The 25,059-nt window shown below is 27.4% G+C and carries 24 protein-coding genes; 9 read left to right on the top strand and 15 right to left on the bottom strand.

Going from position 1 to position 25,059, the window contains the following annotated elements:
* Positions 1 to 46: 46 nt before the first annotated feature.
* The 6 genes from map to deoD all read right to left on the bottom strand — a co-directional run bounded on the left by map (position 47) and on the right by deoD (position 5,986).
* Positions 47 to 808 (bottom strand): type I methionyl aminopeptidase, encoded by a 762-nt coding sequence (map, locus tag AC1XWJ_RS07540; RefSeq protein WP_483335280.1) that lies wholly within the window; start codon positions 806 to 808, stop codon positions 47 to 49.
* Positions 809 to 829: 21 nt separating this feature from the next.
* Entirely contained in the window at positions 830 to 1,594 is a 765-nt protein-coding gene (locus AC1XWJ_RS07535; protein ID WP_483335279.1) for a TIGR01457 family HAD-type hydrolase, read from the bottom strand.
* A 108-nt stretch (positions 1,595 to 1,702) separates the two neighbouring features.
* Positions 1,703 to 2,929, bottom strand: a complete 1,227-nt coding sequence (gene pepT, locus AC1XWJ_RS07530) for a peptidase T (RefSeq protein WP_483335278.1) — start codon at positions 2,927 to 2,929, stop codon at positions 1,703 to 1,705.
* 22 nt (positions 2,930 to 2,951) lie between these two features.
* Positions 2,952 to 3,437: an acyl-CoA thioesterase gene (locus tag AC1XWJ_RS07525; protein WP_483335277.1), complete on the bottom strand. Its 486-nt coding sequence runs from the start codon at positions 3,435 to 3,437 to the stop codon at positions 2,952 to 2,954.
* Between the two features lie 91 nt (positions 3,438 to 3,528).
* Entirely contained in the window at positions 3,529 to 5,247 is a 1,719-nt protein-coding gene (locus tag AC1XWJ_RS07520; protein WP_483335276.1) for a phospho-sugar mutase, read from the bottom strand.
* Positions 5,248 to 5,275: 28 nt separating this feature from the next.
* On the bottom strand, positions 5,276 to 5,986 hold the full coding sequence (gene deoD / locus AC1XWJ_RS07515; RefSeq protein WP_483335275.1) for a purine-nucleoside phosphorylase: 711 nt from the start codon (positions 5,984 to 5,986) through the stop codon (positions 5,276 to 5,278).
* Positions 5,987 to 6,243: 257 nt separating this feature from the next.
* On the opposite strand from deoD, the gene mbhE reads away from it, so the two are divergent.
* The 9 genes from mbhE (at position 6,244) to AC1XWJ_RS07470 (ending at position 14,720) form a co-directional block, all read left to right on the top strand.
* A complete protein-coding gene (mbhE, locus tag AC1XWJ_RS07510) occupies positions 6,244 to 8,598 on the top strand; it encodes a hydrogen gas-evolving membrane-bound hydrogenase subunit E (protein ID WP_483335274.1) in 2,355 nt (784 codons plus the stop codon).
* Complete coding sequence (locus AC1XWJ_RS07505; protein ID WP_483335273.1) at positions 8,588 to 9,013, top strand: MnhB domain-containing protein; 426 nt, start codon at positions 8,588 to 8,590, stop codon at positions 9,011 to 9,013. The genes mbhE and AC1XWJ_RS07505 overlap by 11 nt, the downstream gene beginning before the upstream one ends.
* Positions 9,013 to 9,375, top strand: a complete 363-nt coding sequence (locus AC1XWJ_RS07500; protein ID WP_483335272.1) for a sodium:proton antiporter — start codon at positions 9,013 to 9,015, stop codon at positions 9,373 to 9,375. The genes AC1XWJ_RS07505 and AC1XWJ_RS07500 overlap by 1 nt, the downstream gene beginning before the upstream one ends.
* Entirely contained in the window at positions 9,368 to 10,846 is a 1,479-nt protein-coding gene (locus tag AC1XWJ_RS07495) for a proton-conducting transporter transmembrane domain-containing protein (RefSeq protein ID WP_483335271.1), read from the top strand. The genes AC1XWJ_RS07500 and AC1XWJ_RS07495 overlap by 8 nt, the downstream gene beginning before the upstream one ends.
* A gap of 6 nt (positions 10,847 to 10,852) precedes the next feature.
* Complete coding sequence (locus AC1XWJ_RS07490) at positions 10,853 to 11,335, top strand: Na+/H+ antiporter subunit E (protein WP_483335270.1); 483 nt, start codon at positions 10,853 to 10,855, stop codon at positions 11,333 to 11,335.
* Positions 11,328 to 11,621 (top strand): MrpF/PhaF family protein, encoded by a 294-nt coding sequence (locus AC1XWJ_RS07485; RefSeq protein WP_483335269.1) that lies wholly within the window; start codon positions 11,328 to 11,330, stop codon positions 11,619 to 11,621. Before AC1XWJ_RS07490 ends, AC1XWJ_RS07485 begins: the two co-directional genes overlap by 8 nt.
* Positions 11,605 to 11,976 (top strand): cation:proton antiporter, encoded by a 372-nt coding sequence (locus tag AC1XWJ_RS07480; protein ID WP_483335268.1) that lies wholly within the window; start codon positions 11,605 to 11,607, stop codon positions 11,974 to 11,976. Before AC1XWJ_RS07485 ends, AC1XWJ_RS07480 begins: the two co-directional genes overlap by 17 nt.
* A gap of 123 nt (positions 11,977 to 12,099) precedes the next feature.
* On the top strand, positions 12,100 to 13,437 hold the full coding sequence (glmM, locus tag AC1XWJ_RS07475) for a phosphoglucosamine mutase (RefSeq protein ID WP_483335267.1): 1,338 nt from the start codon (positions 12,100 to 12,102) through the stop codon (positions 13,435 to 13,437).
* A gap of 92 nt (positions 13,438 to 13,529) precedes the next feature.
* Positions 13,530 to 14,720, top strand: a complete 1,191-nt coding sequence (locus AC1XWJ_RS07470) for a class I SAM-dependent methyltransferase (RefSeq protein WP_483335266.1) — start codon at positions 13,530 to 13,532, stop codon at positions 14,718 to 14,720.
* 35 nt (positions 14,721 to 14,755) lie between these two features.
* Here AC1XWJ_RS07470 and AC1XWJ_RS07465 read toward each other — a convergent pair whose 3' ends face one another.
* The 9 genes from AC1XWJ_RS07465 to cas9 form a co-directional block, all read right to left on the bottom strand.
* Complete coding sequence (locus AC1XWJ_RS07465) at positions 14,756 to 16,057, bottom strand: NCS2 family permease (RefSeq protein WP_483335265.1); 1,302 nt, start codon at positions 16,055 to 16,057, stop codon at positions 14,756 to 14,758.
* 22 nt (positions 16,058 to 16,079) lie between these two features.
* Positions 16,080 to 17,021: an HD domain-containing protein gene (locus tag AC1XWJ_RS07460; RefSeq protein ID WP_483335264.1), complete on the bottom strand. Its 942-nt coding sequence runs from the start codon at positions 17,019 to 17,021 to the stop codon at positions 16,080 to 16,082.
* A gap of 12 nt (positions 17,022 to 17,033) precedes the next feature.
* Positions 17,034 to 17,888 carry a coproporphyrinogen dehydrogenase HemZ gene (hemZ, locus tag AC1XWJ_RS07455; RefSeq protein ID WP_483335263.1) on the bottom strand — a complete coding sequence of 285 codons (855 nt, stop codon included), beginning with the start codon at positions 17,886 to 17,888 and terminating at the stop codon, positions 17,034 to 17,036.
* Between the two features lie 2 nt (positions 17,889 to 17,890).
* Positions 17,891 to 18,502, bottom strand: a complete 612-nt coding sequence (locus AC1XWJ_RS07450; protein WP_483335262.1) for a hypothetical protein — start codon at positions 18,500 to 18,502, stop codon at positions 17,891 to 17,893.
* Positions 18,492 to 18,839 (bottom strand): YlbF family regulator, encoded by a 348-nt coding sequence (locus tag AC1XWJ_RS07445; RefSeq protein ID WP_483335261.1) that lies wholly within the window; start codon positions 18,837 to 18,839, stop codon positions 18,492 to 18,494. The genes AC1XWJ_RS07450 and AC1XWJ_RS07445 overlap by 11 nt, the downstream gene beginning before the upstream one ends.
* 79 nt (positions 18,840 to 18,918) lie before the next feature.
* On the bottom strand, positions 18,919 to 19,596 hold the full coding sequence (csn2, locus tag AC1XWJ_RS07440; protein ID WP_483335260.1) for a type II-A CRISPR-associated protein Csn2: 678 nt from the start codon (positions 19,594 to 19,596) through the stop codon (positions 18,919 to 18,921).
* On the bottom strand, positions 19,593 to 19,898 hold the full coding sequence (gene cas2, locus AC1XWJ_RS07435) for a CRISPR-associated endonuclease Cas2 (RefSeq protein ID WP_483335259.1): 306 nt from the start codon (positions 19,896 to 19,898) through the stop codon (positions 19,593 to 19,595). The genes csn2 and cas2 overlap by 4 nt, the downstream gene beginning before the upstream one ends.
* Before the next feature lie 4 nt (positions 19,899 to 19,902).
* Positions 19,903 to 20,778, bottom strand: coding sequence for a type II CRISPR-associated endonuclease Cas1 (cas1, locus tag AC1XWJ_RS07430; protein WP_483335258.1), 876 nt, complete (start codon positions 20,776 to 20,778; stop codon positions 19,903 to 19,905).
* A 16-nt stretch (positions 20,779 to 20,794) separates the two neighbouring features.
* Entirely contained in the window at positions 20,795 to 24,931 is a 4,137-nt protein-coding gene (gene cas9, locus AC1XWJ_RS07425; RefSeq protein ID WP_483335257.1) for a type II CRISPR RNA-guided endonuclease Cas9, read from the bottom strand.
* Between the last annotated feature and the right edge of the window lie 128 nt (positions 24,932 to 25,059).

Here is a 25,059-nt window from a genome sequence, read left to right as displayed (position 1 = left end):
ATAGTAAGTGTAATATTAATGTATTTTCTTTTAATTGTCAATTATCTTAATCAATTTTAGTTAAAATCAACGGTTCTCCATTTTCTTGAACAACAATTGTATGTTCATATTGAGCTACAAAAGAATTATCTTTTGTAACTAATTCCCATTCATCACGATCACTATTCCCTACTTCTTTGGCCTTTGTAGAAACGAATGGTTCTACAGCTAAACACATACCTTCTTTTAAAATAAGATTATCCCACGGATCAAAATAATTAAAAACGTGACTAGGCTCTTGATGCAAGCTAGTTCCAATTCCATGACCAGTTAAATTTTCTATTACTTCTAATTTATGTTCCTTTATTTTTTTATGAATATTTTTTCCTATTTGATTTATCTTCTTCCCTGCAACTGCAAATTTAATTCCTTCATAAAATGATTCCTTTGCAACGTCACAAACTTTTTGTTTCATTGGATCATCACATTTTCCAACTACAAAAGAAATACCTGTATCCGCATAGTACCCATCCTTACAGCCAGAAACATCTATATTCAATAAATCTCCATCTTTTAATATTTTACTATTTGACGGAATTCCATGTGCTACTTGATTGTTAAGAGAAATGCAAGTATATCCCGGAAAATCATATTCAGTTATAGGCGCAGATTTTGCTCCGTATTCTTCAAACATTTTTTTAGCTATATTATCAAGTTCTTTAGTAGATATTCCAGGACGTGCATTTTCTTGCATAGTATCTCGAATTTTAGCACAAATATAGCCTATTTCTTTCATTTTTTCTAATTGTTCTGCATTATTTATTATCATTTTTTACCTCTTAACTTATAATTAAAATAGTTTACTTAAATTTTCTATACTATATGTAGGTTGTTTTACTTTATTTAGTAACTGTTCCTTACTCGTAACTCCAGTTTGAACATGAATAGTGTCTATATTACTATTTATACCAGCTAATATATCCGTATCATAATTATCTCCTACCATTACAATATCTTCTTTACTATAACCAAATTTACTTATTGCTAGTTCCATCATAATGTTATTAGGTTTTCCTATAACCGTTGCTTCAGTATCAGTAGCATATTCTAACAATTTTACTTGGCCTCCATTACTAAGTGCCATCCCATTTTCTGTTGGAAGTAATTTATCAGGGTTAGTGGCAACAAACTTAGCCCCTTTTAATATAATTTGACAAGCTTTAGTTAGCTTATCATAATTTACCAATCTATCCAAGCCAACTACTACTCCCTGTGCTTCTTCTGATACTAAAGAGATATTATTTCTTTCTAGGGTGGACTTCAATCCTGCTTCACCAATAACAAATACTTTCTTTATGTTATTATTTAATAAATACATAGCCGTTGCTGCAGATGATGTAAAAACATTTTTTTCTGAAGTTGTTATATCAAATTCTTTTAATTTACTTACTACATCTTTTTCTAATCTAGTAGAATTATTGGTCAAAAACAAATAATCTATATTGTTATCGTTTAAATAATCTATAAACTCTTTTGCGTACTCTATTTTTTCATTCCCATTATATATAGTACCATCTAAATCTATTAAGTATAATTTGTAGGATTTAATTTTCATCTTTTCTCCTATCTAAAATAATTTTTATAGTTAATATTTTACAATCTTTTCAAAAAAAATAAAAGTAGTATTATATAAATACTACTTTAAAATCTATAATTAATGATTTTATTTTTTGGCTAATTTTGATATCTCAACAATTACGTCAGCAGCTTTCTTCATATCGTCTAAACAACTAAACTCATATTGCCCATGGAAATTCTCTCCTCCAACAAATATATTAGGTGTTGGTATACCCATATAAGATATTTTAGAGCCGTCCGTTCCTCCACGAATAGGTACTATAATAGGCTTAATATCTAAATTTTTCATAGCCAACTCTGCAATATCGACAGATTTTTTGTCTTTTTCTATAATATCTCCCATATTATAATATTGATCAAACAATTCATAATCAACTACATTTCCATATTTAGCATTAATTTGCTTAGCAACATCTTCACAAAATTGTTTTCTAGATAAAAATTTCTCTCTATCAAAGTCACGAATTATATATGTTAGCGTTGCTTCTTCTATTCTAGCTTTTAAGTCATGAAGTAAATAAAATCCTTCATATCCTGAAGTATGCTCTGGAACTTCTTCTTTAGGGAATAATGATGCTAACTCAACTGCAATCATATTTGCATTTTTCATTTTATCTTTTGCTGTTCCGGGATGGACACTAACACCTGTTATTTTGTATGTAATTTGAGCAGCATTAAAACTTTCATATTGTAATTCTCCTAATACTCCTCCATCCATAGTATACGCATAGTCTGTATTAAAATATTTTGCATCAAAATTATCTGCTCCTCGCCCTATCTCTTCATCCGGACCAAAAGCTACACGAATCTCTCCATGTTCAATTTCTGGATGTTCTAATAAATATTTCATAGCTTCTACTATCTCTACAATTCCAGCTTTATCATCAGCTCCTAGTAGTGTAGTACCATCTGTTGTAATAAGTGTTTTCCCTACATAATTTTTTAAGTTAGGAAAGTCTCCCAGAGTCATTAATATATTTTCGCTATTATTTAATACAATGTCTTCCCCATCATACACATCTATAACATTAGGTTTAATTCCTACTGCATTAAAGTCTGCCGTATCAACATGAGAGATAAATCCTATTTTATCAAAAGGTTTATCCGTATTGGCTGGTAATGTTGCTGTTAAGAAACAATTTTCTTCTGTTAGCACTACATCACTCAATCCTATTTCTTCTAATTCTTGTTTTAGCATTTTCAAAAATTCTTTTTGCTGTGGTGTTGATGGAATAGTATCACTACTAGCATCAGATCTAGTTTCAAACTTAACGTATTTTAGAAATCTATCTAACATAGTATTATATTTCATAATATTTCACCTCTTATTTTTATTAAAATAGTTCTTTATATTGCTTAGAGAACTGACGATAAGAAAATTCTCCTTTTTTTCTATCATTATAACCACCTGAAACTAATTTAGTTAAAATACTATCATAATCAGTAACTTCTTCTAATTTATCATCAAGTATTATATCTTTTCTAATAGAAAATGTAGCAAAACAAGTACCTATTAGTCTAGTTTCTCTCGTTGTGTGATTAAAAGCAGAAACCTCTACAAATATTTCTATACTTCTATTACCTACTCCAGATACATAACTTTTTAATGTTACCATATCTTCTTTCGGAACTGCATCAATAAATTGATAATTATCAATACTAGCTGTAACAAATGGTATGCTAGTATATTTTCTCACAACTAATCCCATAATTTCATCTAACCAATAAAGAATTTGTCCACCAAATAACGTATTATGTCGATTCAAATATGATGGATATATATTATAGTTTCCTTCTACAATTGTATTTTTGTAGTCCAAAATTAATTACCTCCACAACCTTCTTTTTCTAAGTTGATATTTAATATAAACTGACTTAGAAAATAAGAATTTCTAAATCAGTTTGTATAAATTATTCTATTGAATATAGTAAATCTAGTACTACTTTTTCTACAGTATCAATTTTTGCTTCTGCTTGTTTTTTATCATCTCCCCTTACATAAATGTAAAGTTTAACTTTTGGCTCTGTTCCACTTGGTCGCAATGTGTACCAAGTTTCATCATCGTAAGAGAATTTAACAGCATTTGTTTTTTCTATATCTATAGCTACTTCACTATTATTAATTAAATCATATTCTTTTTCTACTAAATAATCTGTTATAGCAACTACTTTAGCTCCTGATATTTCTTTTGCATATATTTCTCTATATTTTTCCATCATTCTAGAAATACGTTTTGCTCCTGCTGCACCTTCTAAAGTTATAGATATAGTTTTATCTAGGTAGTATCCATATTTTTTATAGAAATCTTCTAAAACATCTACTAATGTTTTTCCTTGTTTTTTATAATATGCTGCTGCTTCTACTAACACCATTGCAATAGTTACACCATCTTTATCTCTAAGGAAAGTTCCTACATTATAACCTATACTTTCTTCATACCCCATAATATAATTCTTTTCTTTGGTAATATCAAATTCATTAGGTAATGCCGAGATATTTTTAAATCCTGTAAGAACATCAATTACTTCTATTCCATATTCTCTACAAAGAGGCTCTACCATTTTCGAAGTAACTATTGATTTAACTATTACTGGATTTTCTGGCAATTTATTTCTTTCATCTAAACTTTCTATAACATATTTTACTAAAAGAGCCCCTACTTGATTTCCATTTAAAGAAACAATTTCATTTTTATGAACAACTTCAACTGCTAATCTATCGCAGTCTGGGTCTGTAGCAATTAAAATATCTGCATTAACTTTTTTAGCTAATCTCTCACTATATTCGAATGCTGCAACATCTTCTGGATTTGGATATTCTATCGTTGGGAATGTACCATCTGGATCTTTTTGTTCTTCTACTACATGTACATTTTTGAATCCTCGACGTGCTAAAACCGTAGTAACAGCTTTATATCCTGCCCCATTTAAAGGAGTATAAACTACTGAAATATCTTTATCAATATTATCATCGTTAATAGTTTGTGCTAAAGCTTCTTCGTAGAATTTCTCATCTACTTCTTCTCCTATATATACTAATAATCCTTTTTCTAAAGCATCTTCCTCAGATATAGTAACATATTCTCCGAATATATCCATTGAATTAATATATTCTAAAACTTTATCACTTATATTAGATTTAATTTGAGAACCTTCTTCCCAATAAACTTTATAGCCATTATATTCTTTTGGATTATGGCTAGCTGTTATATTTATCCCACTAGCAGTTCCTAAATAACGAATAGTATAAGAAAGTTCAGGCGTTGGTCTTAAATCCTCAAATAAGTACGCTTTTATTCCGTTACTTGCCATAACTAAAGCAGCTAACTTAGCAAATTCTTTCGAGAATAATCGACAATCATGAGCGATAGCTATACCTTTATCTTGTAACCCATTATCTATAATAGTTTGAGCTAATGCTTTAGTTGCACGAGCTATTATAAATCTATTCATTCTATTAGAACCCATTCCTACTTTCCCTCGTAGACCAGCAGTTCCAAATTCTAACTCTTTATAAAATCTATCTTCTTTTTCTTCCTCATTATTTACTATGTTTATAAGTTGATTTTTTTCTTCTTCCGTCAACATTGGGCTTTCTACCCATTTTTTGTATAACTCATTGTATTGCATATTCAAATTACCTTTCTAGTCTAAATAATTAAGCTAATTCTAAAGCTATTTCCATCATTTTTGTAAATGCTGTTTGACGTTCTTCAGGTGTTGTTTCTTCTCCTGTAACTAATGAGTCACTAACAGTTAAAATTGTTAAAGCGTTAACTCCTGCTGCTATTGCATTAGCATACAATGCTGTACTCTCCATTTCTACTGCTAAAATTCCCATTTTTATCCAATTTTCCATAGCACTCTTGTCTGCGTTATAGAATATTTCACTACATAAAATATTTCCTACGTGTGTATCTACTCCTTTTTCGTTTGCTACTTGATAAGCTTTATTCAACAGTTCGAAAGAAGCAGGTAAACTTAACTGTCCAGGTATATTATACTGATGTAAATAATTAGAATTTGTAGATGAAGTCATTCCTAAAATTACATCATATAATTTAACTTCTGGTTGTAGAGCCCCACAAGTACCTATCCTTATAAGATTTTTCACCCCAAAGAAATGAATTAATTCATAAGAATAAATACCTATACTAGCCGGTCCCATTCCTGTACCCATTACAGAAATTTTCTTTCCTTTATAAGTTCCTGTATATCCTAACATTCCTCTAACTTCATTAAAGCATTTAGCATCTTCTAAAAAAGTTTCTGCTATAAATTTAGCTCTTAACGGATCCCCAGGTAATAAAATAGTTTCAGCAATTTCTACTCCATTAGGCTTAATATGTGGTGTCTGAATATTTGTCATTTTGTTCCTCCTGAAAATGTTTTACCTATATATTATACATTCTTTTTAAAAATCTAACAAGTTATTTTTTATTATTACGTGTCTATATTAATATTTCTGTTATACAAGCTGTAATCATCTAAAATTTAATTTTTCTAACTAAAACCGTGTAGCATTTATTTTTTGTATACATTTACAATGGTTTATTCTAGCATTTTATTTTTAATTATTATATAATAAGTACTATCAATTTATTTTAAAGAAAGAGAGGTTTTTTAATGTTACAAGTAAGTATTTTATTACCTTTACTTGCAATTTTTATAGTACCTTTACTCAAAAAATATGTAAAAAACATACATCTAGGAGCATTTATTATATTCATTCCTTTTAGTTTGTTTTTATATTTTTTAACAACTATAAAAAGTATATATAATGGAAATCGACTAATAAGTACATTTTCGTTTGCATCTAATGTTGGACTAGATATAAATCTCACTTTAGACGGTCTATCATTGTTATTTGCACTTCTTATTACTGGTATAGGTACTTTAGTAATTCTTTATTCTACATACTATATGCAAAAGGATGATCCTAAGCTACATAAATTTTATATCTTTTTAATGATTTTTATGTCAGCAATGCTAGGAGTAGTTTTATCTGATAATTTGCTTAGTATGTATATGTTTTGGGAATTTACTTCTGTATCATCATTCTTGCTTATTAGTTATTGGCATGAAAGTGATGTATCAAGAAAAGGTGCACTAAAATCACTCATAATAACTGTTTTTGGTGGAGTATTAATGTTATTAGGAATCTTTATCCTTTATAATATTACAGGTAGTTTCATCATATCAGATATTATAAACTATAGTCAAAATAACAGTTTTAATAATATTATATATATAGCTATGGTTTTAATGATTATCGGTGCATTTACTAAATCGGCACAATTCCCATTCCATATTTGGTTACCAGATGCGATGGCTGCACCTACTCCTATTAGTAGTTACTTGCATTCAGCTACAATGGTTAAAGCAGGTATCTATCTACTTCTTAGAATAGGTGTTGTTTTTGCATTTAACAATACTTTTGGAAATATCCTAATTGCTTTTGGTGCAATTACTATGCTACTAGGATCTATTAATGCAATATTTTTAAAAGATTTAAAATCTATATTAGCATATTCAACAATTAGTCAGCTAGGTATGATGACTCTAATGATTGGTATTGGTAATCTTGGATTAGCTAACAATAATAATTCTGTTTATACATTTGCATTTTATGCCGTTTGTTTTCATATCTTAAATCACGCAGCATTTAAAGCAAGTTTATTTATGGTAACAGGGATAATAGACCATACTCTACATTCTCGTGATATATCAATGATAAGAGGTATGCGTGCATTCTTACCTGTAAACTTTGTAATTAGTATTTTAGCAGGAATGTCTATGGCGGGAGTTCCTCCTTTTAGTGGATTTTATTCAAAAGAATATTTCTTAACGGTTCTTTATAGTTTAACTAATACTAGTCCTATGTATTTAATAGTGATTTTTATGGCTGTAATTGCAGCTATAGGAACTTTTGTTTATTCTATGATTCTTGCTTTTAAACCATTTTTAGGAACATTTGATAATAAAGTTCTAGGAAAACATAAATTTCATAAGCCTAGCAAAGGTATAGTAATAGCTCCAGCAATTCTTGCTATCTTTACTTTAGCTAATAATTTTTATAAAGATTATATAGTTATACCTGCTCAAGAAGCGGCAGTTAAATCAAAAGACTACACAACACATATTAATCACGATAGCATTATATCAACAGAGTTAATAACAACAATAATTGTAATAATTATAGGTTCAATTATTTATGTAACTTTCGCTAGCAAAAATGTAGTTTATAATTATAGTGCCGTTATTATATCTATTCAAAAACTTTATGATAAATCTGCTACTAATCTTCACAAATTATGTGAATATTTGCACGATTTATTCATAACTAATAGAATAAGACGCAATATGAGTTATATCTTTGTAACACTTTCTGCAACTATAATCGGAGGGTACTTTGCACTAGGATCACCTAAACTTATTGGTAATTTCTCTGAAGTACACTATATCAACATAGTACTTGCTTTCGGAATTGCAACATGTTGTCTAGCTTTAGCTAAAATTACTAATAGATTGGTTTTAATTATGACATCATCTGGTATAGGATTTATGATGACAGCTCTATATGTTACATTCAGAGCTCCTGATCTTGCTATGACTCAATTTGTTATAGAATCTATATCTACAATAATCTTTTTAGTGGCATTTATAATATTGACTAATAAGACAAAACATATAGAAAAGCCTAAGTTCAAATTAACTAATGCTATAATTGCAACAATTACCGGAATAAGTTTCACAATAGTAGGTCTAGTAGCTTATGCTCAAAAACATCCATCTGAAATTAGTAAATTTTATTTTGATAATGTAAAACCTTCTGGTGGAGGTAATATTGTCAATGTTATTATAGTAGATTTCCGTGGCTTTGATACATTGTTTGAAATAACAGTTATGTGTATGGTCGCATTAATCATTTACGCTATGTTCAAAATTATAAAAAAAGGAGAGAATAAAAATGAAAACTAATGATTTAATATTAAAAACCTTAGCTTCTACTGCTTCAATAGTTATATTTTTATTATCTCTTTATTTATATTTTACAGGACACTTTTATCCTGGTGGAGGGTTCGTAGGTGGTCTTCTTTGTACAATGGCTATATCCTTAGCTATGTTCACTTATGGAATTGATAAAACTAACAAATTACTACCTATAAACTATATTTATGTTACTGCCGCTGGATTATTATTTTCTGTTGGAACTGCATTTAGTGGTATGCTGGTAGGAAAAAATTTCTTTAAACATCATTTTACTCACGCTCATATTCCACTAATAGGCGAAGTCGAGCTTCACACTGCTGCTATTTTTGACCTTGGAGTTTATTTAGTAGTTGTTGGTGTTTTAATGTCAGTTATATTAGCTTTTGGAAAGGATGGTAAATAATGGAATTTTATATGATTATACTTTGCGGTATTTTAGTAGGATTTGGTGTTTATCTTATGCTTTCTAAAAGTACTATGCGTATTATTATCGGTGTCGGTCTTTTTGGACATGCCGCTAACATTGTAATACTTATTGCTGGTGGTTTGTACGATGGAGATATTCCAATTATTTCTGAATTAGGAAACGATTATATAGATCCAGTACCGGCTGCATTAATACTTACAGCTATAGTTATTGGATTTGCTGTTACATGTTTATTAATATCTATTTATATAGCTAATTACAAACTAAAAGGTAGCGATGATATAACAGTCCTTGAAGATGTAGAAAATATTAATAAGGAGGTAAATGCTAATGAGTAGTAATTTAACAGTTTTACCTATAGCAATTCCGTTATTATTCGCTGCTATAGCTATATTTTTTAAAAACAAAATATCTATCCAGCGAACAATTACTTTAATTGCTAATATTTTAGTTATTGTATCTGCTGCTTATAATATTTTTCTAGTAAAAAATTACAAATTACTATTTTTAGAAATGGGGAACTGGGTTAGCCCATTTGGAATAACACTTGCTTTAGATGGTATTAATAGTATACTTATACTTATATCAGCTACAGTATTTTTGGCAACATTACTATATTCTTTCAAAACTATTGATAAGCAAAGGGAATTAAGTTTCTTCTATCCAGGATTTTTATTAATTATGGTAGGTATTAATGGAGCCTTTACTACAGGAGATATATTTAATTTATTTGTATTTTATGAAATTTTACTTATGTCTTCTTACTTATTGCTTTTAGTAGGTATAAACAAAGAACAAGTTAAATCTTCAATAAGTTATGTGCTTATGAACGTTTTTGCAGGAAGTTTATTCGTTATAAGTGTTGGTTATTTATACACTATTGTTGGTAGCTTGAATATGGCTTATATTTCAAAAACTATTATTAACTTAGAAGACAAAACTGCCCTTTATTTAGTAGGAGCAGTAATGATTTTTGTATTCGCAATGAAAGGTGCTTTATTCCCGCTATTTACATGGATGAATAGAGCTTACGCTGCTCCTCCAATAGCTATTTCTGTAATTTTTGCAGCATTGCTTACTAAAGTTGGGCTATACTCTATAATTAGAACGTACAGTTTATTTTACTTTGACTCTAGTTTTATAAAGTATCTATTAATATACTTAGGGATAATTTCTATAATTGCTGGATGCATTGGTGCAATTTATCAAAAAAATCTAAAACAAATAGTAATTTTTAATATAGTAATATCTTTAGGAGTTATGGTTACTGGTGCTGGATCCCTAAATGTTAGTAGTATAAAAGGAACTATTTTGTACGCAATTAATGATATACTATTAAAAGCTGTACTTTTCCTTATAGTTGGTTTAATTATCTATGTTTGTAATGTTCATAGTATCCAAAAATGTGGATTAATAAATAAATATCCATTACTTGGTTGGACGTTCTTCATTACAACACTTTGTTTAGCTGGAGTACCTCCTTTTAGTGGATTTTATGGTAAAGCTCTTATAATTCGTGGTTTAGTAGAAAATGGACAAATATTTGCTAGTATCATAGTTACTCTATCTGGTTTAATTATATTCTATTCACTTATAAAAATATTCTTAAATATATTTTATGATAATATTAATAAAAACTTAGAATATAAACCATTACCTAAATCATTATTAGTTCCTGTTATTGCACTATTATTAATTGCTATAACTTTAGGAGTATGTAGTAATTGTATTGATTCATTTTTAGATCAAAGTGCATCTACTATTTTGAATCCTCAACAATATATAGACTTAGTTTTAAAGAAAGGATAATGTAATATGGCAATACAAATTTTAATAAATATCGTTATCGGTTTCTTATGGATGGTACTATCTAACGGATATAACTCTGAATATTTTGCTGTCGGATTTTTCTGGGGAGCTGTTATTCTTATAATTTTTCAACGACTTTTACCAGGACAAATTTATTTTTCTTACATTTATAGATGGATTAAATTAATATTACTATTTTTAGTTGAATTAATTAAAGCAGACATTGCTGTGTTCAAATTAATGTATAAACCTAAATTAGATGTAAATCCGGCAATATTTGAATACCCGTTGGATGTAACAAAAAATTGGCAAATTACATTGTTAGCTAACATGATAACTTTAACCCCTGGAACAATTACAGTAAATGTAAGTCATGATAATTCTAAATTATTTATTCACCGCTTAGATACAGAAGATATCCCTGGTGAAATAGAAGCTATTAAATCTAGTTTTGAAAAAGCTATATTGGAGGTTGAAAATAATGGATAAAATTTTAAACTTAACAATATTAGCAGGAATATTCGCCAGTGCTTTAATGATTGTATTTTTACTATATTATATGGTAACTAGAAAAAGCATTTATGACAAATTAATTGCTAGTGATTTAATCGCAATGCCGTTAATTTCTGCAATAGTTCTAATTAGTATGTATTACAAAACATCATCATATATATCACTTATCTTGATTATTTCTGCAATCTGCTTTATAGGTACTGTAGTTACGGCTAGATTCTTAGCTAGAAAGGAGGTCTTTACTGATGATGACAATAAATAATATTATCACTATAGCAATAATTGCTCTAATTATAATTGCTATTTTTGCAATGTTTAGTACAATATTAGGTTTCATAAGACTTCCTGATGAACTAACAAAAATTCATGCTGCTGGTGTTACAGGATCTTTTGCTGTAGAATTAATATTAATTGCAGGATTCTTATATTTCTATAAATACATGGACAGCTTAGAATTTAAATTAATATTATCTATAGTTTTTCTATTTTTAGTATCACCAATAACAGCACATATGATAGCTTTAAGTTCTATCGTTAGAAAAAAATCTGCTTTTTTTAAACGTGAAAATCAGATTGAACAAGTTCTAGAAGACATAGAAAAATTTAATAAGAAATAAAATTTAAAACTGGAGCTTAACTAAGTTCCAGTTTTCTAATTATATTAATCTTGACTTATGATAAGTATTATAGTAATATCAAGCTAGGCTAATTTATTGAAAAGATATTAAGGAGAAATTAGAATGAGAAAATATTTTGGAACAGATGGTATAAGAGGTATTGCAGGCGATACTCTAACTGCTGAATTAAGCTTTAAGGTAGGACGTGCATTAGGTAGACTTCTTAAATCAAAAAGTGAAAATCCAAAAGTTTTAATAGGTAGGGATACTCGTATTTCTTGTGATATGATTGAAAACTCTATAGTTGCTGGATTAACCAGCGTTGGCGTAAATGTTATGTTATCAGGTGTAATACCTACTCCAGCAATAGCATATTTGACAAATACTTTAGAAACAGAAAGTGGTATTATGATATCAGCTTCTCACAATCCATATCAAGATAACGGAATAAAAATCTTCGGGCCTGATGGTTTCAAATTAACTGATGAAGAGGAATTAATAATAGAAAAATATATTGACGAAGATACTATAGAGAACTCTACTCATAGTAACATAGGTCGTATTCATGATGCTTATGAATTAACACAAAAGTATATTCAGCATATTAAATCTACAATAAACAATAATTTAGAAAATCTTAATATAGTTCTAGATTGTGCTAATGGTGCAACTACAAATATAGCACCCTTTATATTTGGAGATTTAGAGGCTAATATAGAAACTATTGGTTGCCAGCCTAACGGAATAAATATTAACGATAATGTTGGATCTACTAAACTAGATACAATTATAAATTACGTAAAAGAACACAATATAGACTTTGGATTTGCATTTGATGGAGATGGTGATAGATTACTAGCAGTTGATCACGAAGGTAATGTTGTTGATGGAGATAAAATCATGTTCATTCTTGCAAATCATCTAAAAGAACAAAATAAGTTAAAAGACAATATGATAGTATCTACCGTTATGAGTAATATAGGATTTTATCGTGCTGTTGAAGAACATAATATGCAATCAATAAAAACATCAGTTGGTGACAGATATGTAGTAGAAGAAATGAGAAAACATAATTACTCTGTAGGTGGAGAACAATCTGGCCATATAATATTAATGGACAATGCTACTACTGGAGATGGTATTCTTGCAGCAGTTCAATTAGCTTCTATTGTCAAAGAAAAAAATACTACGCTAAAACAACTTGCAGACCAAGTAACTATATATCCCCAAAAATTAATTAATATTAAAGTAGCTGACAAAAAGCTAGTTATGGAAGATGAGGAAATTCTTACAGAATGCAAAAAAGTAGAAGATGAACTATCTAATAATGGCAGAATATTACTAAGAGCTTCTGGAACTGAAAATTTAATTCGAGTAATGGTTGAAGCTGAAAGTGACGAACTTACTAAGCAATACGGAGAGAGAGTTGCTAATCTAGTAAGAGATAAATATTCAATTTAATAAATCAGAACTTAGGGTTATTACTTAAGATATTGATCAGTAAATATCTTAATAATAACTCTATTTTAAAATATGACAAGGAGGTATTGTAAATGATTGATAATATAACTAATGATATTTTGAACAGCATAGATAATAAAAAATTAATAAAACTTACAGCATCAAATTTTCGAGATAAAACCGAAGAATTAGAAAAAGTTATCGCCAAATTAATTATTATAAAAAAACAAATAAATCTACAACTTGAGTATCGCTACAAAAGAATTATAAAACATATTAATATACCTATCATTGACAAAGAAAATGTAATTAATGAATTAAAAAATATATTTAATAACTTTAGAGATATTAATATACAAACTGAACAAGAAATTATAAATATTAAAGTTTCAAAAAAATATAAATTATCAATAAATAAAAAAGTACAAAATAAAAAAAACACAATAACCACCCAAAATAAGAAAAAAAATTATCTACTGGATGAAAATTTAAAATATGATTTTCTAATATCTTTAGGAATTCAAACAAAAGATGGAAAAATAAAGCAAAACAAATTTTATAAATTTAGACAAATAAACAAATATTTAGAATACATTAACGATTGTATAACTAACTTACCATCAGACAAACATATAAAAATATTAGATTTTGGTAGTGGAAAAAGCTATCTAACATTTTCAGTATATTACTTTTTAACAAAAGTATTAAAGAGAGAAACTACTATTATTGGTATAGACCTAAAGAAAGAAGTAATAGACAATTGCAACAACATTGCTAATGAATTAAATTTCACCAATTTACACTTTGTTTATGGAAATGTTGCTAATTTTACTACAGATGATAACATAGATATGGTTATTAGCTTGCACGCTTGCGATACAGCTACTGATATAGCCATTCTAAAAGCTATATCTTGGCAAGTAAAAATAATACTAGCTGTCCCTTGCTGTCAAAAAGAAATAAATTCACAACTTAATGAAAGTTATTTACCTATAATGTTAAAACACGGTATAGTAAAAGAAAAATTCGCAAGTTTGTTAACCGACTCGATTAGAAGTGATATACTAACTTCATTCGGATATAAAGCCAATATTATGGAATTTATCTCTGAAGAAAATACTCCAAAAAATCTTTTAATTAGAGCTATTAAAAAAGATAATAAAACCAATGAACAAAAACTGAATGAGATTAAAAAATATCTAAATAGTCTTAACATAACAATGATGTTAGTAGAAGAATCGTTAAAAATATTTAATATAAAAAATAAAAGTGAACTACAATAATTATAGTTCACTTTTATTAATTCGTTAATAAGATTTTATCCATGTAACCATATTAACTGAATTAAAAATAACAACGCAAAAATATACATTAAAATATGAATGTCTTTTGCTTGTTTTTTTACTAATTTTAATAAAACATAAAACACAAAACCAAAAGCTATACCATCGTTAATTGATCCCGTTAATGGTATCCCTAAAATTGTAGCAAAAGCTGGGAAAGATTCTGTTATATCATTCCACTCTATCTTAGAAATATTTTCCATCATAAATGATCCGATTATGATTAAAGCTGGTGATGTAATTGCTGCTACTGATGACAAACTAGCTGCTAATGGGAACAAAAATAGTGATAAAAATACTAAAATAGCTGTTGTCAAAGATGTCAGACCTGTACGTCCCCCATTCGCAACACCAGATGACGATTCAATATAAGCTGTAGTTGGAGAAGTTCCAAAAAGAGCTCCTACTGTAGTTGCAACAGAATCAGCTAATAACACTTGACGTACTTTTTTTATTTTTCCATTTCTCACTAATCCCGATTGGTTAGCTACCGCAATCATTGTCCCAGTAGTATCAAATAAAGTTACCATTAAAAATGCAAATACTATTCCGTATAGTCCCATTTCAAAAACATTAATACTTTCAGTTATAGGATTATATAATATATTTAAATTAAAATTCGGAACTTGGAATATACTTCCTATTTTCAATAATCCCATAAAATAACTTATTATAGCAACTACAAACATTCCAATAAAAATTGCACCTTTTACTTCTAATACTAATAAAATTAAAATTATAACAATTCCTAACACTGTTAAATAAGCCATAGGTTCACTTAACTTACCTAACGACAATATAGTAGCTTCATTAGGGACAATTATTCCAGAATTTTTTAATCCTAAGAACGTTATAAATAATCCAATAGCTACAGAGATTCCGTATTTCAAATTATTTGGAATAGCATCGATCAAAGCTTCTCTAAATCTAGTAGCTGATAACGCAATAAAAATAACTCCAGCAATAAAACAAGTAGCCAAAATAGTAGTATAATTAGCTCCTGTAACTGCAACCATACTAGCAAAGTACGAGTTAAGTCCCATACCTGGAGCAATAACTATAGGATAGTTGGCTCCTAAGGCCAATATTAAAGTCCCTACTATACTTGCTAATACTGTAGCTGTAAATACTACATTAAGAGGAATACCTGCTGCCGACAAAATAGCAGGATTAACTACTAAAATATAACTCATTGCAAAAAAAGTAATAAAACCAGAAGATACTTCTGTTCTCACATTTGTATTATTACTATTTAGATTAAATATTTTCTCTAACATTTTTTCTCCTTATTAATATATATTATTCTTTATCAAATTTGGGTACATAAAAGTGTCTATTTTCTAAACCAAATATTCTTTCTGAAAAAGTACCTGGCTCCTGATTAGTTAAATTTTTATCAAACATTTGCATACGAGCATCTATATTATCAATAAAATTTAAAATTTCTGCTTCTTTAATCATTGGTAGCTTTGGAGAACCAAATTCATATTTACCATGATGTGATAAAATTAAATGACGCAACAATATAACTTCTTCTCCAGATATATTCAAACTTTCTGCACAACGAGAAACTTCATCACTCATTATACTAATATGACCTAGTAACTCACCCTCTAAAGTATAAGATGTTGCAATAGGCCCACTAAGTTCTATAGTTTTCCCTAAATCATGTAAAATTATTCCACTATATAATAAATCTTTGTTTAATGATGGATAAATTTCTACTAAAGATTTCGCAATCTTCAACATCGTTACAGTGTGATAAATAAGACCTGAATAAAAATCATGATGCATTGACTTTGCTGCTGGATAAGATACAAACTGTTTTTTATATTTATTTAATAATGTTGTAACTATTGCTTTTAACTTTATATTCTGAATATCCTTCAAAAATGTATTCAATTCACCTATCATTACTTCTTTAGGTAATGGTGCTACTTGTATAAAATCATCGATAGCAATATCTTCATCTTCTTTTTTTAGTCTATAAGACTTTAATTTCAACTGCATTTTGCCACGATACTCGTTAGCAATCGCATCTACATAAATTAAAATACCAGACTGCAATACATTATAATCTTCTTCTGTAACTTCCCATAACTTAGCTTCAATACTTCCAGTTTTATCTTTTAAATTAATTGTTAAATATGGTTTCCCGCTACTAGCTATTCCTTTTGTAATATTATCTACCAAAAAAAATTGACTAATTTCTTGACCATTTGAAAAATCTTGAATAAACATTATATCACCTCTTTATAAATATTCTAACATAATATTTAATTTTTTATCTATCTGATCACTATGGTTACTATAACTTGCAGAATCTTTAGGATTAAGAATATTATAAATTTTATTATCCTTTGAAATAATTTTACTACTAGCTCCACAGCCAAGTCCTATTATAGTTTGCACTTCTTCCATAATAATTATATTGTACAAATTAATATGTCCTTTTTTTGAATAACCTATATTCTCCATATTAGCCAATATATTTTTTTGGCGATACAAATAATAAGGAATATATTCATTATTTAAAATCCATTGTTTAGTTATATTTAGCATTTCTTCCGCTTCTTGACCAGTAGCTACTCGATATTTAGATCTATTTTTTGTCATATGACTAGCTCTTTTAAAACTCAGGGCATGTACTGTTATATTTTCTGGACTTAATTTTCCAAAATTTAATAAAGTATTTTCTATATCAATCTTAGTTTCTCCAGGCAAGCCCACTATCATATCCATATTAATAGTATGTATATAGTTCCTTGATAAATAGTACTTATCAATAGTCTCTTCAACACTATGTATTCTTCCTATAGCGCGTAATGTATTGTTATTAAAACTCTGTGGATTTACACTAATTCTTCCTACATTATATTTTTTTAATACTTCTAATTTTTCTATATCTATTGTATCAGGTCTTCCAGCTTCAACCGTTATTTCCCGTAATTTGTTTAAATCAATTTTTGAATATATTTTCTTTAATACTTTCTCTAGGTCGTTTGCAGATAGACTAGTAGGTGTTCCACCACCAAAATAGATAGTAGTAACATCTCTACCTTTTTGCTTTAATATATCAAATACAAGATCAATTTCTTCAAATAACATATCTAAAAACTTTTCATTCTAGAATCATTCTTTCTAATTTGATAAGCAGGAAACGTACAATAAGCACACTTTGTTGGACAAAAAGGTATTCCAATATATACACTAACTTCACTAGTATTTAAACTGTAAATATCAGGGATTGTTTGTATTTGTGTTTTAAAAATACTTTCCAATATATTTATACTTTGGACAGAAACTAAGTAATCTTCTTTCAAAGTATCACGTACAATATTAATATCATTATATTCAGCGTATAAAATATGAAATAACTTTGTCGGCCTAATTCCTGTTAATATTCCCCAAGGAGATTCATAATCAAATATTTTATTAAACAACTTTACAACTTCTTTACTGACCAATCTCTTTAATTCTTTTTGATTTTTATCTTTTATTATAGATTTACTTTCATAATTACTATAATAATCACTTTTTAATAATATAAAATTATCATTTATTTCAAATTTCAAAGTGATATTGATCGAATCTTCTCGTTCTTGATTATTATAACAAAAAGTAGTACCTTGCACATATTGTTGCGCAAGGTGTTTTAATGTCAAATCATAAATTTCCTCGGAAATACCTGATACAAGAAAGTTATAATTATTATTGTTCATGTTTATTAAATAACTCTTCTAACGGTTTATATATAACCTTATTTATGTCTTCAATTGTAACTTGTAATCTTTGCTGTGCTTGAATTAGTTTACTAACATTTTCGTCAGCTACTAATTTCTCTTGCAACTGTTGGAAAGATTGCATTTGTTCTTCTGTAGGTTGTTCACCAGTTTGCATACTTTGCATAAAGCTATTTTGTGTATCAATAAATTCTTTATACAAAGCCTTAGATTCTACATTTTGTTCTAAATTTTCGAAAGCTGCTACTAACTCTTTATAAACATCACTTTCTCTTAGAGCTCTTTCAAATTCATTTGCTTTATCATATATGTTCATATTATTAAAATCTCCTGTCAAAATAATAATCTCATTATATCACAAATTACAACTATTTTAAAGTAACTATCATATTAAATTAAAGTTCACAATAATCTTTGTCAAATATATGTAATTGTTCATTTTTTACTTTATCTAAAGTATTATTATTGAAATTAAAATATTCAATATTCAAAATTTTTATTTTATTAAGAAGCACATACTCATAAATATTTTCTAACTCATTATTTGTAAAATAATTTCTTAAATTTACAATTATTAACAATTTATAGTCAGCTAATGTGAACATAGTTTTTAAGTAAACAAGTAACTTATCAACTAATCCTCCTTCATCATTATTTATTTGAAAATTTCCTATTTTTAAGATAGACATTACATCAATATTATCTTCAAAAGTAATATCTAACTCACTCTCATAAGTAATATCAAGCATATAATTAATTAAATTAGATTTTAATTCCTCCGTTTTGGAATAATTTTCGCAAGCTATTTTATAAAGTGATGTCAGTATTTTTTGAGTAACTTTTTTATTATTAGGTTTTAGATTAAAGATATCAGCTATAATATGTAAATTAGTTTCAAAATTTATATCCTTTCCATTTTGAGATACAATAAAATTACCACTGTATCCTAAATTTTGTCTTATCAATTCCTCAATAAAATTTCTATAATGTATTTTATCTTCAACTATAATAGTGTTAACTTTATCTTCAGAGATTTCTATTATTTTCTCGAAATTTCTATTTGTAAACTTCATAGCTCTATAAACCTTTCATCATTATTTACATATTCCTTATTTATATCTCCAACTAATATCTCCATTTTAGAAAATTGCTTTTCAGTAACTATTAGTATTTGAACAATTCCTTCTTCAGGGCAATACTTTTTAATATTGTTTGTTATTAGAAGCGAAGTTGCATGATTAAGCGCTATCTTACAATATATTGATTCTTGTAACATTATGAAACCATCTTTTATTAAATGTTTTCTAAATTTTCTATATGCTTTTCTTTGATTAGCATACTCAGTGGGCAAATCAAACATAACCATAATTCTCATAAATCTATAACTCATAATCAAAAAAAGATAATTGAGAAGTATCATCATTATTTAAAGCTCTAAAAATACCCTGAGTATATATTTTTATTGCATTTGCTATTGTTTGCTTCTTGTTATTAATAATCACATAATCGTTAAGTATTTGAACTATTTTATTTTTATGTGACGACTCAAATTCACTACCCTCCAATTTATAAACTAAACTATCAACTAAAGGTCTAAAAGGTTCCATCAAATCACAAGATAAATTAAAATTATTATATTGATTATTATGAAAAATCCCCAATTGAGTAGAATATCCACTTGCAATTATTTCTCTGTTAAAAGAAGATAGCAAAATTGCATAACCATAATTTAATGCAGCATTTGTGAAACATTCTTGTGATCTACTAAAATTTTTTCCAAACAAACTATTAAAATAAATTTTTGCAGCATGCCCTTCTCTATTAGTAATATCATTAAACTCCAATTCATCCATATAACTAATCAATTTTTCTGCCCCTACCAAATCAAACTTTTTTAACAATAAATATTGATTTTTTATCTTTTCATATACTATTTTTGTCCAAATTGCTTGCATAGTTGATTCTTCCCAATTAATTTGAAGTCTATATTTCAAACTAGTATCATGTGAGCCATAAAGACCTATTAAATTTGCATAAGGAGATCGTTTCTCATTGCAAAAAACTACGGCTACTTTATTTCTATTCAATTCATTTAAAAGTACAGCAGTTATACTAACTGCCGTACTTTCTAAAATAACCATATACAATTCACTAATATTTATTCTCTTTATATCTTCCGCTCTTCTTACAATCATGTAATTCATTTTATAATCTAATTTTGCTCTTTCCCTAATAATCACTGTTCTCCAGCTCATAACTTACTCCTTAATTTTATATAATTTTTACAAATCTTTCTCTAAGACCCGTTACTGATTGTTCAATTATTTCAAATTCATGTACATTAGCAAAGCTAAATGCAAGCGTACTACGAGAAACTGATATACCGAAGTATTTTTTTGTATCGTATACAGTTTTTTTGTGAGATATAGTATTCAAAAGCTCCAAAATAGCACTACATTGATCTTCTATAGATAAACTTACAAATCTTTCTCTTACCTCTTTCTTTGAAAACCCTTCATAATTATTTGACCTAGATGCTCTAAAAATTCCACTATTCATTTTGTTTAATATATAATCAAATAACGCTAGATTATTTTCTGGCAAAATTCTGGACGTACTAACTTGATCAATTTTTCCTTTCATTTCAATATTTTTATAGTGAAGTACTGCAACATCTTTTAGCATAGGTATATATTCCCTATCAAATAATACTTGAACTGCTACATCTATGCATAACTTATCATTAGTTTTTCCACCTATGTAATAGTAGTAATCATTTATTTTAACCAAATTGTTAATTACTAACTTTCTATATCTTACAACTATATTCTCTACTTTTTTATTTTTAACTACTATCATATTTCTAGCATATCTTACTATATCTTCATTACTTTTAATATTATCTTTTAAATATATTGGAATTGGTAATATAGCAAATTTTTCTTTAACATTATCTTTATCTAATATATTATAACTAACTATACTGAAATAAGCTATTTTCACATTTTTAAAACCACCGTATTTAGTAACTTTTTGTAACTTAGTATCACTAGCTTTTAATGGCATATATACTAAATCTTTAGTTTTTTTCTTATTATGTAACGTAGCATCATATAATGCTCCTTTTTGAGAAGCTGATTTTCTAGTAATTAATACTCTCTTGTAATTAATACTATCTAAAACTGTTTTTAACGTTTCATCTGTATTCCACGCTATAACTCCATTTCGCTCAATATTATACTTGTACATTTTATCTAAATTATATTTGAAATTTTTATTAGAAAGTATTCCTATTATGTCTTTCGTGAACTTAACATCAAATGCATTCCCAACTACTATATTTAAATACGCATCGTGGGCGTGATGCAAATCATTTAAATTTCGTATTTTAATTAACTCTGGATTTCTAATAGTTGTTTTATTTTTTCCAGATTTTTTATCAAACTCTCGTTCATATGCAAATGTATATCTAAAATCTGTCACATTTTTAGCTTTTACATAGCATATTTCTGTTTTTGGATACAATTTTTTTAATAAATTAGCTACTACTTTTACAGACTGTGATGTTTCTACAAGTTGTCTGTTAATAAAATTAGCCAGTTCTTCATTAGTAAGTTCAGTATTTCTAATTAATCTATTGTATTTCTCTTCGTGTATTAATCCTAAATCACGTAATAATTTCCAATGTTTTTTAGTTTTATCAATATTTTTTAAAGCATCTTGAGGAATTGGATAACTGTCTCCTTTTTTACTATTACTTTCTCGTGTTACTAGTACCAAGTTGTTTAATATACTGTCGTCTTTAGTTTTACTTCTAGGGTATATATGATCAATATCGTATGCAGATGTTTCTAACATATCTAAATCTATTTTTTCTCCTGTATACATACATCTTCCTAGTTGTTGGTAATACAGATAATATTTTTTCTGTCTTAATCTTTTATTATCAGATTGTTCAAATTTTGATTTGTCTATATACTCATCTACATTTATTTTCTTATAAGCCTCTTGTAATTTTTTGCTTCTTGTAGCGGAAACTTTTTTATTATCACTATTTTTTCTAGTAGTTTCTATAAATATTTTTTTAGGGCTTACCCCTATTTCTTTAGTCAGCTCGTCTAATATTTTTAAACTTTGCCAAATAGATCTTTTTACAGATGGTGATAAGTATTGTTCGTCCAGTAAATCATAAGATAATTTTGTATAATCAAATGTATCTTTACTATTATAACTGTCTATGCTTTCTAAAAATCCTCTTTCATTACTCAGTATCTCCATTAAATTGTAAGAAGTATTTCGCATAACATCAATTATATTTGATTGTTCTCCACTATCACTTATAATATTTTCACTATATACTTCTGTTAAGAATTTCCTTGATAATCTTCCCCAATCTTTATACCTTAAGTTTAATAATTTTAATATTTTTTCTTTACTTAAAATATTTCCATAGTTACTAACAATTTTATTTTCCAAAATATCTTTAGAATCGCCAAATAAAGTTATCCATAAAATTATATCTTCTACCATAGAAACTTCAAAATCTTCTCGTAATATTTCTTTTATTTCTACATAAGATTTTAAGGTAGTTTGAATATTTTTATAAATCCCAGATAATTCTTGATGCTTATCTAATATTCCTAAAGATTTTAAATATTTTTCTAACATAGTTTTTGTAACTTTTTTTACAGAATGTTTATAAAAAGTTTCAATAATATCATTTTTTATTTCTACCGACAGCTTATTATTATCTACTTTTAAATTATTAAGTTCATTTAACAAACTAAACTCTGAATATAATAAAGAATGCTTAGGTAGTACATCTTCTTCTATTAAGTAGCTACACTTTTTTGTCATTCTATTTATAAATTTTTCTGCACTCTTCTCCTTATCAACTATTTTTTCAAAATTCCAAGGAGTTATAGGTTCTGAACTGTTTCTGACTATCCAACTATTACCACCTTTATCTTCGTGATAATTATTTAAAGGTCCTACATAATAAGGTATCCTAAATTCAAGCAGTTTTACTATTTTTTCAGAGACAGAAAGTCCATCAACTTTTTCTGCCAAAAATTGATAATATTGCTCTGCATTTATTAATATTTTCTCCAATTCTTCTTTATGAAGTTGATAAGGGATTACTGCATTATTTTCACTTCTCAATAATTGTAAAAATTCATTTCTGTCAAGTTTTAATTTTATTTGATTAACTATTTCTTCGTTAGATAAATTATTTAATATATTTTTGTTCAAAAATACTTTAAAATCATCATAAGAAGCTACTTTAGAAATAGTTCCATTACCATCTTTAGATAAGCTATTTCTTCTAGTATATGCAATATAATTATCTTTTAAATTATCTCTAAAGCACATTCTATATAAATTTCGTTTTTCTTCTTCGTTTAATTTACTATCTTTTAAGATAGCATCTTTCAATAACCTTAAATCTTTTTTATGATTTTTGAATATCTCAACTTTAGACTCCGAAATAGTTAGATTTTCTTTTTTCATATTTGCTAAAATTATAGAATCATATAATTGTTTCGCTAAATCAAGTATAATTATTTCATCACCCAAAATATTTTCATAAACACTTCTTTCATCATCATAAATAATTTTATCCAGTTGTATTTTAGGTTTATCACTTTCTTTTAGTGAATCATCTTGTAATAATATAGAAAGATTTCCTGATAGCCCTAGAGATATTTTAAAAAATTCTTGCAACTGTTTATTTTTTTCTACTACTAGTACTATCTTTTTTGTTTTATCTAGTCGACTAATATTTCTATCAAGTAAAATTTCTTCAACCTTTTTTCTTTTTTCTTCAATAAGTAATAAATCTCTAGCTTCTTCTAATAGTATAGGTTCATTACAAAGTGATGTGAATATATCTAATAAAGTTGAACCACTAGATATACTCTTTCCTTCATATAAAAAGCTACCTCTATATTTAATAATATGATGACAAGCTAAATAAATTTCCCGTATATCTGGATTTTTTTTGTTTAGCAAACCTGCCCTTAAATGATAGATTGTAGGATATTTTTTATAGAAATCTTTATCTTTATAGTTTAAATCATTAAATAATATATTTTTTGTATTTACAGATTTATCATCTAACCAATACTTACTTTCATCTAATCTATCAAAAAATCTTTTATCAATTTTATTAATTTCTTCTTCAAATAAATTCCTTAAAAGTTTAAGTCTGTATCTACGACGTGCTATTCTTCTTCTGTTACTTCTATGATTTCTTCTATCCTCTGCTGTATCAGCTTGATTAAACAGTCTAACCCCAATTGTTTTTTTTCCACGTATTTTCAATAAGTTATAATCTACATCAGTAGCAGCCCATCCTACTGATGCTGTTCCTAAATCTAATCCTACATAATAATCCTTTTTGCCCATAAAATACTTATCTCCTCTATTAACTCTCTGTTTTTATTATATATTATCTCTATGTTTATTGCAAACACTTTTATGGATTAAATAAAAAAGAAAATATTTTTTATAAAAAAATAATAATTTAATTCTTA

This window comes from Gemelliphila sp. 1F1 (assembly GCF_056897515.1).
The sequence above is the reverse complement of the archived record's forward strand: the minus strand, read 5'-3'. Positions and strand labels throughout refer to the sequence as shown.

Bases quoted from the DNA above. Each gene is read 5' to 3' on its own strand.
- csn2 (WP_483335260.1), bottom strand. From the start codon at position 19,596: ATGAAGTTTACAAATAGAAATTTCGAGAAAATAATAGAAATCTCTGAA.
- AC1XWJ_RS07495 (WP_483335271.1), top strand. From the start codon at position 9,368: ATGAGTAGTAATTTAACAGTTTTACCTATAGCAATTCCGTTATTATTC.
- pepT (WP_483335278.1), bottom strand. From the start codon at position 2,929: ATGAAATATAATACTATGTTAGATAGATTTCTAAAATACGTTAAGTTT.
- AC1XWJ_RS07490 (WP_483335270.1), top strand. From the start codon at position 10,853: ATGGCAATACAAATTTTAATAAATATCGTTATCGGTTTCTTATGGATG.
- AC1XWJ_RS07535 (WP_483335279.1), bottom strand. From the start codon at position 1,594: ATGAAAATTAAATCCTACAAATTATACTTAATAGATTTAGATGGTACT.
- AC1XWJ_RS07470 (WP_483335266.1), top strand. From the start codon at position 13,530: ATGATTGATAATATAACTAATGATATTTTGAACAGCATAGATAATAAA.
- glmM (WP_483335267.1), top strand. From the start codon at position 12,100: ATGAGAAAATATTTTGGAACAGATGGTATAAGAGGTATTGCAGGCGAT.
- mbhE (WP_483335274.1), top strand. From the start codon at position 6,244: ATGTTACAAGTAAGTATTTTATTACCTTTACTTGCAATTTTTATAGTA.
- cas9 (WP_483335257.1), bottom strand. From the start codon at position 24,931: ATGGGCAAAAAGGATTATTATGTAGGATTAGATTTAGGAACAGCATCA.
- hemZ (WP_483335263.1), bottom strand. From the start codon at position 17,888: ATGTTATTTGAAGAAATTGATCTTGTATTTGATATATTAAAGCAAAAA.
- AC1XWJ_RS07520 (WP_483335276.1), bottom strand. From the start codon at position 5,247: ATGCAATACAATGAGTTATACAAAAAATGGGTAGAAAGCCCAATGTTG.
- cas2 (WP_483335259.1), bottom strand. From the start codon at position 19,898: ATGAGAATTATGGTTATGTTTGATTTGCCCACTGAGTATGCTAATCAA.
- map (WP_483335280.1), bottom strand. From the start codon at position 808: ATGATAATAAATAATGCAGAACAATTAGAAAAAATGAAAGAAATAGGC.
- cas1 (WP_483335258.1), bottom strand. From the start codon at position 20,778: ATGAGCTGGAGAACAGTGATTATTAGGGAAAGAGCAAAATTAGATTAT.
- AC1XWJ_RS07505 (WP_483335273.1), top strand. From the start codon at position 8,588: ATGAAAACTAATGATTTAATATTAAAAACCTTAGCTTCTACTGCTTCA.
- deoD (WP_483335275.1), bottom strand. From the start codon at position 5,986: ATGACAAATATTCAGACACCACATATTAAGCCTAATGGAGTAGAAATT.
- AC1XWJ_RS07445 (WP_483335261.1), bottom strand. From the start codon at position 18,839: ATGAACATATATGATAAAGCAAATGAATTTGAAAGAGCTCTAAGAGAA.
- AC1XWJ_RS07450 (WP_483335262.1), bottom strand. From the start codon at position 18,502: ATGAACAATAATAATTATAACTTTCTTGTATCAGGTATTTCCGAGGAA.
- AC1XWJ_RS07480 (WP_483335268.1), top strand. From the start codon at position 11,605: ATGATGACAATAAATAATATTATCACTATAGCAATAATTGCTCTAATT.
- AC1XWJ_RS07465 (WP_483335265.1), bottom strand. From the start codon at position 16,057: ATGTTAGAGAAAATATTTAATCTAAATAGTAATAATACAAATGTGAGA.
- AC1XWJ_RS07500 (WP_483335272.1), top strand. From the start codon at position 9,013: ATGGAATTTTATATGATTATACTTTGCGGTATTTTAGTAGGATTTGGT.
- AC1XWJ_RS07485 (WP_483335269.1), top strand. From the start codon at position 11,328: ATGGATAAAATTTTAAACTTAACAATATTAGCAGGAATATTCGCCAGT.
- AC1XWJ_RS07460 (WP_483335264.1), bottom strand. From the start codon at position 17,021: ATGTTTATTCAAGATTTTTCAAATGGTCAAGAAATTAGTCAATTTTTT.